Annotated in this window: 16 protein-coding genes; 12 read left to right on the top strand and 4 right to left on the bottom strand. The window is 70.3% G+C overall.

Going from position 1 to position 13,801, the window contains the following annotated elements:
• Positions 1-8: 8 nt before the first annotated feature.
• Entirely contained in the window at positions 9-449 is a 441-nt protein-coding gene (locus HEB94_RS35740; protein ID WP_192753934.1) for an AsnC family transcriptional regulator, read from the top strand.
• A 38-nt stretch (positions 450-487) separates the two neighbouring features.
• On the opposite strand, the gene HEB94_RS35735 is transcribed toward HEB94_RS35740, so the two are convergent.
• Positions 488-1,060: a carboxymuconolactone decarboxylase family protein gene (locus HEB94_RS35735; RefSeq protein ID WP_337918139.1), complete on the bottom strand. Its 573-nt coding sequence runs from the start codon at positions 1,058-1,060 to the stop codon at positions 488-490.
• A 121-nt stretch (positions 1,061-1,181) separates the two neighbouring features.
• Here HEB94_RS35735 and HEB94_RS35730 point away from each other — a divergent pair, with 121 nt between their 5' ends.
• The 7 genes from HEB94_RS35730 (at position 1,182) to ligD (ending at position 7,140) form a co-directional block, all read left to right on the top strand.
• A complete protein-coding gene (locus HEB94_RS35730) occupies positions 1,182-1,664 on the top strand; it encodes a MarR family winged helix-turn-helix transcriptional regulator (protein ID WP_192753933.1) in 483 nt (160 codons plus the stop codon).
• Between the two features lie 167 nt (positions 1,665-1,831).
• Positions 1,832-2,749, top strand: coding sequence for an LLM class F420-dependent oxidoreductase (locus HEB94_RS35725; protein ID WP_192753932.1), 918 nt, complete (start codon positions 1,832-1,834; stop codon positions 2,747-2,749).
• 347 nt (positions 2,750-3,096) lie between these two features.
• Positions 3,097-3,756, top strand: coding sequence for a PadR family transcriptional regulator (locus tag HEB94_RS35720; protein ID WP_192753931.1), 660 nt, complete (start codon positions 3,097-3,099; stop codon positions 3,754-3,756).
• Between the two features lie 252 nt (positions 3,757-4,008).
• On the top strand, positions 4,009-4,470 hold the full coding sequence (locus HEB94_RS35715) for an SgcJ/EcaC family oxidoreductase (protein WP_192753930.1): 462 nt from the start codon (positions 4,009-4,011) through the stop codon (positions 4,468-4,470).
• Entirely contained in the window at positions 4,467-4,901 is a 435-nt protein-coding gene (locus HEB94_RS35710) for a PPOX class F420-dependent oxidoreductase (protein ID WP_192753929.1), read from the top strand. Before HEB94_RS35715 ends, HEB94_RS35710 begins: the two co-directional genes overlap by 4 nt.
• 171 nt (positions 4,902-5,072) lie before the next feature.
• Positions 5,073-6,134, top strand: coding sequence for a TRM11 family SAM-dependent methyltransferase (locus tag HEB94_RS35705; protein WP_192753928.1), 1,062 nt, complete (start codon positions 5,073-5,075; stop codon positions 6,132-6,134).
• A gap of 7 nt (positions 6,135-6,141) precedes the next feature.
• Positions 6,142-7,140 (top strand): non-homologous end-joining DNA ligase, encoded by a 999-nt coding sequence (gene ligD, locus HEB94_RS35700; RefSeq protein WP_192753927.1) that lies wholly within the window; start codon positions 6,142-6,144, stop codon positions 7,138-7,140.
• Between the two features lie 50 nt (positions 7,141-7,190).
• Here ligD and HEB94_RS35695 read toward each other — a convergent pair whose 3' ends face one another.
• The gene (locus tag HEB94_RS35695) at positions 7,191-8,288 is read right to left on the bottom strand and encodes a LysR substrate-binding domain-containing protein (RefSeq protein ID WP_192753926.1); all 1,098 of its coding nucleotides are present in this window, start codon (positions 8,286-8,288) and stop codon (positions 7,191-7,193) included.
• Positions 8,289-8,372: 84 nt separating this feature from the next.
• Between HEB94_RS35695 and HEB94_RS35690 the strand changes: the two genes are divergently transcribed.
• From HEB94_RS35690 to HEB94_RS35680, 3 genes are read left to right on the top strand one after another with little or no spacing between them, the layout of a single operon-like run.
• Entirely contained in the window at positions 8,373-9,077 is a 705-nt protein-coding gene (locus tag HEB94_RS35690) for a succinate dehydrogenase cytochrome b subunit (RefSeq protein WP_192753925.1), read from the top strand.
• 1 nt (position 9,078) lies between these two features.
• Positions 9,079-11,025 (top strand): fumarate reductase/succinate dehydrogenase flavoprotein subunit, encoded by a 1,947-nt coding sequence (locus tag HEB94_RS35685; RefSeq protein WP_192753924.1) that lies wholly within the window; start codon positions 9,079-9,081, stop codon positions 11,023-11,025.
• Entirely contained in the window at positions 11,022-11,768 is a 747-nt protein-coding gene (locus HEB94_RS35680) for a succinate dehydrogenase/fumarate reductase iron-sulfur subunit (RefSeq protein WP_192753923.1), read from the top strand. The genes HEB94_RS35685 and HEB94_RS35680 overlap by 4 nt, the downstream gene beginning before the upstream one ends.
• A 55-nt stretch (positions 11,769-11,823) precedes the next feature.
• Here HEB94_RS35680 and HEB94_RS35675 read toward each other — a convergent pair whose 3' ends face one another.
• Positions 11,824-12,798: an SRPBCC family protein gene (locus tag HEB94_RS35675; protein ID WP_192753922.1), complete on the bottom strand. Its 975-nt coding sequence runs from the start codon at positions 12,796-12,798 to the stop codon at positions 11,824-11,826.
• 4 nt (positions 12,799-12,802) lie between these two features.
• Positions 12,803-13,174, bottom strand: a complete 372-nt coding sequence (locus HEB94_RS35670) for an ArsR/SmtB family transcription factor (protein WP_192753921.1) — start codon at positions 13,172-13,174, stop codon at positions 12,803-12,805.
• A 117-nt stretch (positions 13,175-13,291) separates the two neighbouring features.
• Here HEB94_RS35670 and HEB94_RS35665 point away from each other — a divergent pair, with 117 nt between their 5' ends.
• Entirely contained in the window at positions 13,292-13,801 is a 510-nt protein-coding gene (locus tag HEB94_RS35665) for a GNAT family N-acetyltransferase (protein WP_337918134.1), read from the top strand.

Below are 13,801 nucleotides of genomic sequence, written 5' to 3'. Positions count from 1 at the left end.
TGACCCGCGTGGAGCAGATCGATCGCCAGATCGTCCGGTTGCTCGCCTCCAACGGGCGGATGTCCTACACCGACCTCGGCAAGATGACCGGCCTCTCGACGTCCGCCGTGCACCAGCGCGTACGCCGGTTGGAGCAGCGCGGCATCATCCGGGGCTATGCCGCCGTGGTCGACTACGAGGCGCTCGAGCTCCCGCTCACGGCGTTCATCTCGATCAAGCCGATCGATCCGAGCCAGCCCGACGACTCACCCGACCTCCTGATGGACGTCCCCGAGATCGAGGACTGCCACTCGGTCGCGGGCGACGAGAACTACCTCCTCAAGGTGCGCGTCGCGAGCCCTGGCGCGCTGGAGGAGTTGCTGGCCCGGATCCGGTCCAAGGCCAACGTCTCCACCCGTTCACTGATCGTGCTGTCCACGCCCTACGAGCACCGCCCGCCGGCCATCTGAGTCCTCTCCCACACCCTGGACGCCGGCCGGCTCACAGGTCAGCTCGCCACCCGCTCCGGCTCGGTCCAGGCGAAGGGTTCGAGCTGCTCGTCCAAAGGTGCCTCGACCATCCGGTTGGCAAGCGTCGAGGTGGTGTAGGCGCCGATACCGAGGACGACCTCGAGTGCGTTCTGGGCGGTGTAGCCGGCGGCGATGAACTCCCGTATCCGGCTGGTGCCGACCGCGCCGGCGCTCGCGAGGACGTCGAGGGTGAAGGAGCGGATGGCTTCCAACCGCTCCTGCGCCAGGGGCTCCTGCGTTCGCAGCGCCGCGATGAGGTCGGCGTCCGCGCCGAGCGCGGTCAGCTTCGCGGTGTGCATGGCGACGCAGACGTGGCAGCGATTGCGCGTCGCCATGGTCAGAATCACGACCTCACGCGCGAGTGGCTCCAAGGTGGTGGCCTCGAAGAGTCCGCTGAGCTTCAGGAATCCGTTCAGGAGCGCGGGTGAGGTGGCCAGCCGCCCGGCAGGCGCGGGCAGGTAGCCGAGATTTCGGACCATCGCCTCCATCGAGCGGCGGGCGGCGGGGGGTGCGGACTCGAGAGTGTGGTCGGGGAACGTGCCTTCGGACACGGCTGGTCCTCCTGTCAAGGAATCCTTGCGTATGGGTGATCTGTTGCCAGCGGGCGGAACCCGCCCGCTAAAATTGACAACGTGGTTGACGAAACCGTAAACCGGGTTGTCGAGTTTGGCAATGCCTGACTCCCGCGGACGAGAGGGCGGTCCGGCCTTCGAGTTGCCCCTGTTGCTGCTCGCCGGCTTCCGCTCGCTCATCGACGAACTTCACGCCGAGTTGGCCCGGCAGGGGCATCCCGAGGTACGCCCGGTGTACGGCTTCGCGATGCAGGCGATCGGCCTTGACGGGGCAACCGCCACCGAGGTGGGTCGTCGGCTCGGGGTGTCGAAGCAGGCCGCCGGCAAGACTGTCGATCGCCTCGAGCATCTCGGCTACGCAGAGCGGGTCGACGACCCGACTGACGCGCGTCGCAAGCTGATCAGGCTCACCCCGCGCGGGATGGACTCCCTCGCCCGGTCGGCGGTGATCTTCGAGGACCTGCGCGAGCGCTGGGCGGACGCGCTCGGCGCGCGGAGGCTGGGCGAACTCGAGGCCGACCTGCGAACCGTCGTACCGGCGGAGGCGTTCCGGCTCGACGTGGCCGGTTGGTTCGGCGGCTGAGTCGGGCGCGGAGTCGCGCGCCGAGTCGCGCCCGGGCGAGCTCGACGTCGGAGAGGGGATGTTGGCGGACTGAGCGGTCGGTGGCCAATCGCCATGGGGCTTGAGGGAGCCGCCGTCGCGGCTATGATGAGCCGGACAACGTTAGCCAGCTAATAAGGAGTGCTTCGTTGCGTACGAGCATGTCGATCGCCGACTTCTCCTGGCCGGACGGGCCAGAGCGCATCGGGTCCCACGTCGGTCGCCTCGCGCGGATCGCGGACCAGGCCGGATTCCACTCCCTGTGGGTCATGGACCACTTCTTCCAGATCGGGATGAACGGCCCGCCGGAGGATCCGATGCTCGAGGGCTACACCGCGCTCGCGTTCGTGGCCGGCCAGACCGAGCGGATCCGGCTCGGCACCCTGGTGACCGGCGCGCCATACCGCCATCCCGGCGTCCTGCTCAAGACCGTGACCAGTCTCGACGTCCTCTCCGGCGGCCGGGCCTGGCTCGGGATCGGAGCGGCCTGGAACGCGGTCGAGTCCGCCGGTCTGGGCATCCCGTTCCCCCCGATGGCCGAGCGGTTCGAACGGCTGGAGGAGACCCTGCGGATCGCGCACCAGATGTGGGCGGGTGACCGTTCGGCGTTCGAGGGAACCCACTACCACCTGGGCGATCCGCTGAACTCGCCGAACGCGCTGCAGCACCCGCGCCCGCCGATCCTGATCGGTGGAATGGGGGAGAAGAAGACGCTGCGGTTCGTCGCGAAGTATGCCGACGCCTGCAACCTGTTCGACATCCTCCACACTCCGGATGGCGAGACCGTCCTGAAGCACAAGCTCGCCGTCCTGCGTGACCACTGCGCGGAGCAGGGGCGGTCCTATGACGAGATCGAGAAGACGGTGACCGGAAGCGTCTCGCTGTCCGGGGAAGGGAAGGGCGGCACCGAGAGCAGGGAGCAGCTGCTCGACCGGTTCGGACGACTCGCCGCGCTCGGATTCGAGCACGTGATCCTGGCCCCGTCCGGCCCGTGGAGTGAGGCGATGCTCGAGGCGCTCGGCGAGATCCTGCCGGCCATCGAGGCGATCGTTCCCGCCGGTCGCTGAGGCCGCTGGGTCGCTGAGGCGGCCGCTGGGCCGCTGAGGCCCGCCAGCACACCGCCTGGGCCGGCCCGGGCCCCAGCGGCCTCGGCCGGCCACGGGCGCGCGCGCCCCACGTGCTCCTGGTGTCTCCTGTGCTGGCCCGAGGTAGGGCCAGTAGGCGCTCGTCGCCGGTCCTCCGACGTCGGAACGCTTGCCAGCGCCCACTCGCTCGACTAGCCTCACGCCATAGTGCAAGTTGCAATAAAGACTTCTGCAACTCGGAGGCTGCGCCATCCTACCTGCTCGTCGACCCGATCCGCGAGGAGCGTCGACGGCCGTACGACGGTGGCGGGGACAGGAAGAGGCTCGACATGGTTCGGAAGCCGTCCGGCGACCTGGTCGGGCTCACCGTGCTCGCCCTGCTGCTACAGGGCCCGCGCCATCCCTACGAGCTCCACCGGTTCATCGTCGACACCCACAAGGACTACGTCACCGGGCTCCCGCGCAGCCTCTACCACGCCGTCGACCGGCTCGCCCGCGACGAGCTGATCACCCCGGTCGAGACGAGCCGGGAAGGTCGTCGACCCGAGCGGACGGTCTACGAGATCACTCCGGAAGGCCGGGCCGAACTCGCGGCCCGACTGCGCCGACTGCTGGAGCGGCCGGAGCGGGAGAACCCGACGTTCACCGCGGCCATCTCGATGCTCGGCTGCCTGCCTCCGGAGGACGTCCAACGCAGCCTGGGCACCCGCATCGCCTCGCTGGAGGGAGGCATCGCCACGCTCGACGGTGTTGCCGCGAGCCTGCGCGAGGGCGGCCTGCCACGGCTGCTGGTCCTGGAACTCGAGTACGAGCGCGCCCTGCTGGCGGCCGAACTCGACTGGGTCCGCGGCGTCCTCGCCGACGTGCGGTCGGGGGAGTTGCGGTGGTCGGCACCACTCCAGGGTGACGATCTCGGGATACATCACGAGACCTTCTGGAAGGGGGAGCGTCCGCACCCAGGGCGAGCGGACCAGCAGGACCCAACGTGACACAGCGGGCCGGCACGACCGTGAGCCGGCCCGAGCATGGCCCGACACGACCTCGGCCGGGTGCGTCAACACCCGGCCGAGTCGACCCAACCGACTCCGCACCCGCGGGCGCGGCCTCGTTCAGGGCAGTGCACCCACGAGGATATCCACCTGCGGCTTCGCGGAGCAGGCGTCGTCGACGACGCCTGACCATCCGATGGTGCTCGACCGGGCTTGATCGCTCGAGCGGGCATGACCGACAGGAGTACGCAGATGTCCGACCAGACCGCTGTCCGCGCCCTCATGGGCCGACTGGCCGACGCGTGGAACGACGGGGACGCGCACGCGTTCGCGCAGGTGTTCACCGAGGACGCCGACTACATCACCTTCTTCGGCCTGCACAGCCAGGGCCGTGCCGCCATCGAGGAGGTCCACCGGCCGTTGTTCGCCGGTCCGCTGAAGGGTTCCCGTCTCACCGGTGGTTCGACAGGTGACGATGGCGTCCAGATCCGCTTTCTCCGCCCGGACGTGGCCCTCGTGGTCGCGACCGGTGGCTCCACCCTGCAGGGCGCGTCAGCACCGGATCCGAGCCGGGACTCCATCCTGACCTTCGTCGCCGTGCGCGAGGACGGCGAGTGGAGCTTCGCGTCGTTCCAGAACACCCGCCGTTCGACGCCTCCGGGCCTCGGCGGCGTCGGCGACGGTGTCGGCGTGGGGGCGGGGGAGCGGCCATGACCTCGCCCTCGCCGGCGCCCGCGAACGACGCGGCCAGGGCGCTGGACCCCCTGCGTACCTCGCGCGTCGCCCTGCTCACGACGTACCGCCGCGACGGGCGCGGTGTGGACACGCCGGTGGGCATTCAGGTGGGCAGGGACCAGGCGTTCTTCACCACCCGCGCGAAGACCTGGAAGGTCCGCCGACTGGCCCGAAGCCCGCGCGTGCGGGTGGCTCCGTGTACGAGGCGGGGACGCGTGACCGGCGCGTGGGTGGAGTGCACGGCCCACCGACTCGACGGTGGGGAGGCCCGATCGTTCGAGGCCAGGTTCTGGGTGTTCGTCTACCGGGTGATCTACCGCGACACTCCCGTCCGCTACGAGCTTCGACCCGTCGTGGCCGCCGACCCGGGCCTGGCCGAAGTCCCGGTCGGACCCCCGTCGGGGGGATGAGGGCGCCCTGACGGGGAGCCCCGACGGAGGGAGCGTGCGGGCCCAGGCGGGTGCGGGCCCGCACGGTCCCGGCTGGATCGCTAGGCTTGCCGACTTATGGCAGACCGGTCAGGCACGCGATCGGTCGAGCGCTCCGGGCCGAGCTCTGGTCCCGCCCGCTCGACGACCCGAATGTTCGTTCTCGCTGCTCCCGGCCTCGCTCCGCTGGTCCGGCGGGAGCTCTCGGACCTACCCGGCGTCGAGGTCAGCGACGTCGGCAACGACGGCCGCGCCGACGTCCTCCTCTGCGAGGTCGCCGCCGGGCGCGAACGCGCCCTGCTCGGTCTGCGCAGCGTCGAGGACGTGTTCGCCGAGCTGGGCCGGACCTTCCGCTCCGAGGGGGACAAGCCCCCATGGATCGTCCGCAGGTTGTTGCGCCCAGGGCGACTGGCCGCCGGTCTCCAGCTGTGGCGGGGGAACAGGGCCGGTTCGGGCCGGCGCGGTGGTCGTCAGCCCCGGCTGACCTACCGGGCCGTGGTGCGCGTCCTGCAGGAACGCACCTGGAAGCGCACCGAGCTCCGCCGTGCCCTGGACGCCGGGGTGGCGGCGGCCGAGCCCGGGTGGCGCCCGGCCGATCCGGCCCAGCTCGAGGTGTGGGCGCTCGAGTACACCAAGGGACGGTTCGTCGCGGGACTCCGCCTCACCACCGCCCAGATGCGCCAGCACGGTGGCCGAGGCACTGAGCGACCAGGCGCACTGCGTCCCCCGATCGCGGCGGCGATGGTCGCGCTGGCCGGTCGACCCGACGTCGACGGCCCGCGCGGCGCGCCCGGCACGCTCCTGGACCCGTGCTGCGGATCGGGAACGATCCTGGTGGAGGCCAAGGCGATGGGCTGGGCGGTCGAGGGGCGCGACATCGACTCGAGCGCCGTCTCGAGCAGCCGCCGCAACGCCGACACCTCCCACGTCCACGACGGGGACGCTCGCGACCTCGACCTCGACGACGCGTCCGTCGACGCGTGCGTGTCCAACCTCCCGTTCGGCCGGCAGTACTCCGTGCAGGGCGACCCCCGGGTCTGGATCAAGGACGTGATGGCCGAGTTTGCCCGCGTGACCCGACCCGGCGGTCGGGTCGTCCTGCTCGTTCCGGAGCTTCCGAAGGAGGCCGTGCCGCCCACCTTGCGGCTGCGGGACCGGCACCAGGTCAGGCTGCTCGGGATGACCAGCACCATCTGGGCCTACGAACGACGATGATCGGGGCATGACCGACGTCCTCGGGCTGCCCCACATCGCGCCCATGCTGGCGACGGCAGGTCGCATGCCGGCCGAGCGCGAGCAGGACCGGTGGTCCTTCGAGATGAAGTGGGACGGTGTCCGGGCGGTCGCCTACGTCGCGTCCGGCGAGGTCGTCCTGTTGGGCCGGTCCGGGCGCGACTTCACGCGTACGTATCCGGAGGTCTCCGCCGTGGGCGCCGCGTTGCCGGGGCGCCCGTGCGTGCTGGACGGTGAGGTGGTGGCGCTGGACGAGCAGGGCCGGCCGAGCTTCGAGCTGCTCCAGTCACGCATGCACGGTCTGGGCGCGGGTCGGGGTCGGCGCCGCCCGCCGGGGCGGGAGCCGGTGGCGCCCCCCGGGGTGGTCTACCTCGTGTTCGACGTCCTCCATCTGGACGGCGTATCGCTGCTGCGGGAGCCCTACGCCGCCCGTCGGCAGACGCTGGAGGGTCTCGGACTCGCCGGCCCTCAGTACCAGGTGCCGCCGGCGTTCGAGGGCTCCGGTGAGGCGGCCCTGCGGACCAGCGCGGCCCAGCTCCTGGAGGGAGTCGTCGCGAAGCGGCTGGACTCCAGCTACGAACCCGGCCGGCGCGCGGGTACCTGGCTCAAGGTCAAGCACCTGCGGACGCAGGACGTCGTCCTCGGTGGCTGGCGGGTCGGGGAGGGCTCCCGGGCCGGGACGTTCGGCGCGCTGCTGTGCGGTGTCTACGAGGGAGGGCGACTCCGGTACGCGGGCCGGGTCGGAACGGGGTTCACGCAGGAGCGGCTGGTCGAGCTGATGGCCCGGCTGGCCCCGCTGGAGCAGCCGGTCTCGGCGTTCGACGAACCCCTCCCGAGGCCGGACGCCCGCGGCGCCCACTGGGTACGCCCGGTGCTGGTGGGCGAGGTCGCGTTCACCGAGTGGACCAGGGAGGGCCGGCTGCGCAACCCCGCCTGGCGCGGCCTGCGGGCCGACCGCGACCCCGCCGAGGTGACGCGGGAGCCGTAGGGGTGCGCGTGCCCCCGAACCACTGCTCGACCACGAGCCCGGGGCACGACCTAACTGGCGGTCTCCTTAGCCCCGGTCTCCTTAGCCCCGGTCTCCTTAGCCCCGGTCTCCTTAGCTCCAGTTTCCTGACCTCCACTTTCCTGACCTCCAGATTTCTGAGCTCCGGCCTCCCGACCCGCGGTGTCCGCGCGACCACGCCGGGACCGACCGGCGCCCTCCCGCAACAGGCGCGTGCCGGGGGGGAGCGCTCCCGCGTCCGCCGCCCGGGTGAGGTAGTCGACCAGGACCCGGCGCAGCTCGCGGGCCGCCCGCGGCGGCTCGACGTCGTTGCGGTGCGCCAGCCCGATCGTCCGGTGCACCTCCGATCCGGCGAACGAGGTCACGCGTACGGTGTCGCGCCGGTCGGCCACCATCCGGGGAACCACGGCGATGCCGAGCCCGGCCTCGACGAACCCGAGCACGGCGTCCATCTCACCGCCCTCGACGGCGAACGTCGGCTCGAAGCCGGCCGCGCGGCAGGCGCCGAGGGTGAACTCCCGAAGGTCGTAGCCGCGACGGAACATCACCAGCGGCTGGTCCCGCAGGTCCTCGATCCGCAGTGATCCTCCCTCCCATCGGGCCGGCTCGGCGGCGGAGGAGACCACCACCAGGTCCTCCCGGAGCAGCTCGGTGGTCGCGAGGGCGGGGTCGTGGCTCTGTAGGGGCAGGATCACCAGGGCCAGGTCGAGGTTGCCGGTCGCGAGCTCACGAATGAGATCCCGCGCCCCGGCCTCCTCCACCTGCAGCTGGATCCCGGGGTACTGCAGGTGATAGGCGCGGAGTACGTCGGGGAGCAGGCCCGTGCACAGGCTCGGAGTTGCGCCCAGGCGGACCCGGCCGCGCCGGAGCTGGACGAGCTCCTGCACCTCGAGGCGGGCGGTGTCGGTGTCGGCGAGGATGCGGCGGGCAAGGGGAAGCAGCGTCTCACCGGCGTCCGTCAAGGCGATGTTGCCCCTGGCCCGGCGGAAGAGTTCCGCACCGAGTTCGCGCTCCAGCGCCCGGATCTGCTGCGAAAGCGAAGGTTGCGCTACGTGCACACGCTCGGCGGCACGGGTGAAATGCCGGAGTTCGGCGACTGCTACGAAGTAGGCCAACTGCTGCAACTGCACACGTCCCAGGATAGCGAGCAGCTATTGAAACCAGGCGGATCATGTCTTAGACCTGTGGCTGCCTGGGCCCTACCGTGAGGAATCATGGCACTGGCGACTGGGACGGCTCGACCGTCCGCCGTACGCACTCTGTGGGCGTCGACTCTAGGCAAGAAAGCGGTCATGGCCGGCACCGGCGTGATCATGCTGCTCTTCCTGGTCGTGCACATGCTCGGCAATCTCAAGATCTTCTTCGGTGCGGCCGAGTTCAACTCCTACGCCGGTTGGTTGCGCACGATCGGTGAACCGGTCCTGCACAATTCGTGGTACCTCTGGGTGCAGCGTTTCGTCCTGGTGGTGTGTGTCGTACTTCACGCGATCACCGCCTACCAGCTCAGTCGGCGTGACCGCGCCGCCCGTCCCCAGCGCTACCAGCACCGGCCGCCGGCGCGCGCGAGCTACGCCACTCACACCATGCGCTGGGGTGGCGTCATCCTCGGCCTCTTCATCATCTGGCACATCCTCGACCTGACGACGCTCACCGTGAATCCGCTCGGCCAGGCCCACCACCCCTACGAGAACGTCGTCGCGGACTTCCGGGTCTGGTGGGTCAACATCATCTACATCGTCGCCATGCTCGCCCTGGGCCTGCACATTCGGCACGGCTTCTGGAGTGCCGCACAGACAATCGGCGCCAACAACCGTGGTCGCGACCGCAGCCTGAAGGTCGTGGCGAACGTCCTGGCGGTCGCCCTCACCGCCGGTTTCATCGTCGTACCGGTCGCAGTCATGACCGGAGTTGTGAGCTGACATGACCTCCTATCTCTCCTACGAGGTCGGCGAACCCGTCGTCGACCGCAAGGCACCCGACGGGCCGATCGCCGAGCGGTGGAACCGCCGCAGGTTCGAGGCGAAGCTGGTCAACCCCGCCAACCGCCGTAAGCACACGGTGATCGTCGTGGGAACAGGTCTCGCGGGCGGCTCGGCCGGCGCGACCCTCGCCGAGCAGGGCTACCGGGTCGTGCAGTTCTGCTACCAGGACTCGCCGCGCCGCGCCCACTCGATCGCCGCGCAGGGTGGCATCAACGCCGCCAAGAACTACCGCAACGACGGCGACTCGGTGCACCGGCTCTTCTACGACACGGTGAAGGGCGGCGACTTCCGCTCCCGCGAGTCCAACGTCCACCGGCTCGCCGAGGCGTCGGTCGAGATCATCGACCAGTGCGTGGCGCAGGGCGTGCCGTTCGCCCGGGAGTACGGCGGCCTGCTCGACACCCGCTCCTTCGGCGGGGTCCAGGTCTCCCGCACGTTCTACGCCCGCGGCCAAACGGGTCAGCAGCTGCTGCTCGGCGCCTACCAGGCGCTGTCCCGGCAGATCGACGCGGGCAACGTGGAGTTGCATGCGCGTACGGAGATGCTCGACCTGATCGTGGTCGACGGACGTGCGCGCGGCATCGTCGCGCGCGACCTCGTGACGGGTGAGATCTCGGTCCACCTCGCCGACGCGGTCGTGCTTGCCTCCGGCGGGTACGGCAACGTCTTCTACCTCTCCACCAACGCGAAGGGCTCCAACGCCACCGCGATCTGGCGGGCCCACCGGCGTGGTGCGTACTTCGGCAACCCCTGCTTCACCCAGATCCACCCGACCTGCATCCCCCGTTCGGGCGACCACCAGTCCAAGCTCACGCTGATGAGCGAGTCGCTTCGTAACGACGGCCGGATCTGGGTGCCGAAGGCCAAGGGCGACACCAGGCCACCGAACGAGATTCCCGAGGACGAGCGCGACTACTACCTCGAGCGGATCTACCCGGCGTTCGGCAACCTGGTCCCGCGCGACATCGCCTCCCGCGCCGCGAAAAACGTCTGCGACTCCGGGCACGGTGTCGGGCCCGGCGGCCAGGGCGTCTACCTCGACTTCGCCGACGCGATCGCCCGGATGGGGCGGGACAAGGTGGCGGAGAAGTACGGCAACCTGTTCGAGATGTACGAGCGCATCACCGCCGAGGACCCCTACACCCGGCCGATGCGCATCTACCCCGCCGTTCACTACACGATGGGCGGACTCTGGGTCGACTACGACCTCTCCACCTCCGTCCCGGGTCTGTTCGCCATCGGGGAGGCCAACTTCTCCGACCACGGCGCCAACCGGCTCGGTGCGAGCGCGCTGATGCAGGGCCTCGCGGACGGCTACTTCGTCCTCCCGGCGACCATCAACGACTATCTCGCGACGGCAAAGCTCGCTTCGGTGGAGCGGAGTCACCCGGCGGTCGACGCCGCGGTCAGCGAGGTCGACGACCGACTGCGCAGGCTGCTCGCCGTCGACGGTGACCGGACGCCGGACTCCTTCCACCGCGAACTCGGTGAGCTGATGTGGGACCTGTGCGGCATGGCCCGAACCGACGCCGGGCTGCGCAAGGCGCTCGGTCGCATCCCCGAACTGCGCGAGGAGTTCTGGCGCCGGGTGAAGGTGCCCGGCACCGGCGCGGAGCTCAACCAGTCGCTGGAGAAGGCGAACCGGGTCGCCGACTTCCTGGAGCTCGCCGAACTGATGTGCCTCGACGCTCTGCACCGCGCGGAGTCCTGCGGTGGTCACTTCCGTGAGGAGAGCCAGAGCGCCGACGGCGAGGCCGTTCGCGACGACGAGAACTTCTCCTACGTCGCCGCCTGGGAGTTCACCAGTGCGGGCTCGGCGCCCGTTCTGCACAAGGAAGATCTGAGCTTCGAGTACGTCCACCCCACCCAGCGGAGCTACGCATGAACCTCACCCTGCGCATCTGGCGCCAGCGCTCGCCCGAGGACAAGGGCTCCATGGTCACCTACCGGGTCGAGGACGTCAGTCCGGAGATGTCCTTCCTCGAGATGCTCGACGTCCTGAACGAGGACCTCATCCTGCGTGGGGAGGAGCCGGTCGCGTTCGACCACGACTGCCGCGAGGGGATCTGTGGGGCGTGCGGCATGGTCATCAACGGCCAGGCACACGGACCCGAACGCACCACCACCTGTCAGCTGCACATGCGGCACTTCTCCGACGGGGACACCATCGACATCGAGCCCTGGCGGGCCTCGGCGTTCCCTGTCGTGAAGGACCTCGTTGTCGACCGCTCGGCGTTCGACCGGGTGATCCAGGCCGGCGGCTACATCACCGCACCCACGGGCAGTGCCCCGGACGCGCACGCCACCGCGGTCCCCAAGGCCGCGGCGGACTACGCCTTCGAGCACGCCGAGTGCATCGGGTGCGGCGCCTGTGTGGCGGCCTGCCCGAACGGCTCGGCGATGCTGTTCACCAGCGCGAAGATCAACCACCTCAACGTCCTGCCGCAGGGAGCGCCCGAACGCGAGAGCCGCGTGCTGGACATGGTCTCCGCGATGGACGAGGAGGGGTTCGGCGGCTGCACCAACACCGGTGAGTGCACGCTGGCCTGCCCGAAGGGCATTCCCCTGCAGAGCATCGCCGACATGAACCGCGAGTTCCTCCGGGCGAGCACCAAGCGCGGTCGCTGAGCCGCAGCCGTGCGCCCACGGTTACGGGCGCACGGCTGTCCTCGGCAGCCTCGCGTCAGGGTTTCGTTGACGCGTAGTGCCGGGTGAGTTCCTCGGTCCGGCCCTCCGGCCAGCACCGGCCCTCGCCTCGAAGCCAGCCGGCCAGCAGCTCCACGTGGGTGTGCCAGGCGGCCAACACCGCCGGCACCCGGTCGACGAACGCCGTCGGCACCGACTGGGTGAGGAGGAGCCGGGACCCTCCCGGCCCGGGCGCGAGTTCCCAGCGCACTTTGCCGGCCTCCACGTCGTCCGCCAGCCAGGCGTACTCCAGGACGTTCGGCGGCTCGAGTACGGTGACCGACCCGGCGGGCGCCTGGTCGTTGCGGAAACTGACCGGCGGTAGGGCGCCACGTTGGGGTCGTGTGGCGGGCGGACGATCAGTCGACGTGGCGGACGTGGCCGACGCGTCGGCTGCCGCGGGTGGCTCGGCCGCACCGGTCAGGAAGTCCCAGACCTGCTCGACCGGGCGGATCAGCTGGCGTTCGAACCGCACTTCGTACCCGCCGCCGGTCTCGCGCAGGACACCCTCGTCGAGGCCGAGGTCGACGACGTACCTCTCGTGCAGGTCACCGAGACCCGTGGGCCAGTCCATGGTCTGGCCCACGAGCCGGGCCGCGAGCCCGTCGAGGCAGTGGTGCCAGCCGGAGGCGAAGCTCGACGCGCCGTACTTGTCGTCGAAGGCGTGGGTGAAGACGAGGCTGCAGCCGCCCGGCTCCGGATGCAGCTCGAACCGGAGCATGTCGGCGTCCCAGCTGAACGCGAAGACGCGGTGGAGGGTGAGTTCGAGGATCTCTCCGGTCGTCGCCGCGGCGCCCTGGGTGAAGCGGATCTTCCCGCCGCTGTGGAACTCGATCTCCACCTCGGCCGGGAACCAGTGGCGGAGTTCGTCGGGTTCGGTGATCGCCCGCCACACCTTCTCCACGGGGTGGGTGAGGTGGCGTTCGAAGCGCAGGACGCAGCGGCCGTCCGCCGTGCGCAAGGTGCCGTCCATCTGGTCAGTCCGTCCTTCGTTGGCGTCGGTGCGCGGCCGGAGAGTCGGGGGAGTCGGGCAGGTCGGGGGAGTCGGGCATGGTGTCGAGGTGACGTTCGAGGGCGTCCAGCCGGTTCTCCCACAGCCGCCGGTAGGGCGCGAGCCAGGCGTCCACCTCGGCGAGCGGCTCGGGGCGCAGCTCGTACCAGCGGCGCTGCGCGTCCTGGCGCACCCGGACGAAGCCACTCTCGCGGAGCACCCGCAGGTGCTTGGACGTGCCCGGCTGGCTGAGCTGGAGTTGGTCGACGAGCTCTCCCACCGAACGTGGTCGCTCCAGCAGGAGGTCCAGGATGCGCCGGCGGGTGGGCTCGGCCAGCACCTCGAAGTGGGTCGCCATGACGTCATATAACCACGACGGCATATACGACGCAACCCACGTCGCGCGACGCACCCGGGTGGGCAGAACTCCGGCGTGCCAGCATGAGGGCACCCGACGAAGGAGTGGTGAGCAGTCGTGACCGACGTCCCCGACCAGCGCATCCGCCGCGTCCGCGAGTCCGACGTGGACGCCGTGGTGGGGCTGGTGCACGAACTCGCGGCCTACGAACGCGCGCCGCAGGAGTGCGAGCTGACCGCCGACCAGCTCCGGGACGCCCTGTTTCGCCCATCACCAGCGGTGTTCGGCCACGTCGCCGAGGTGGGCGGGCAGGTCGTCGGCTGCGCACTGTGGTTCCTCAACTTCTCGACCTGGCGGGGGACGCACGGCATCTACCTCGAGGACCTCTACGTCCAGCCCGAGCACCGGGGTGCCGGGCTGGGCAAGGCGCTGTTGACAGCACTCGCCGAGGAGTGCGTACGCCACGGATACTCCCGGCTGGAGTGGTCGGTCCTGGACTGGAACGCGCCCTCCATCGGCTTCTACCGCTCGCTCGGCGCGGTCCCCATGGACGAGTGGACGGTGTTCCGGCTCGCCGACGACCCACTGGCCGCGCTCGGTGGTGGGCTGAGCGCGACTCGTGGATGA

The organism is Actinopolymorpha pittospori, assembly GCF_014873875.1.
In the GTDB taxonomy this organism is placed as follows: domain Bacteria; phylum Actinomycetota; class Actinomycetes; order Propionibacteriales; family Actinopolymorphaceae; genus Actinopolymorpha; species Actinopolymorpha pittospori.
This window is presented reverse-complemented; position numbering and strand designations above follow the sequence as displayed.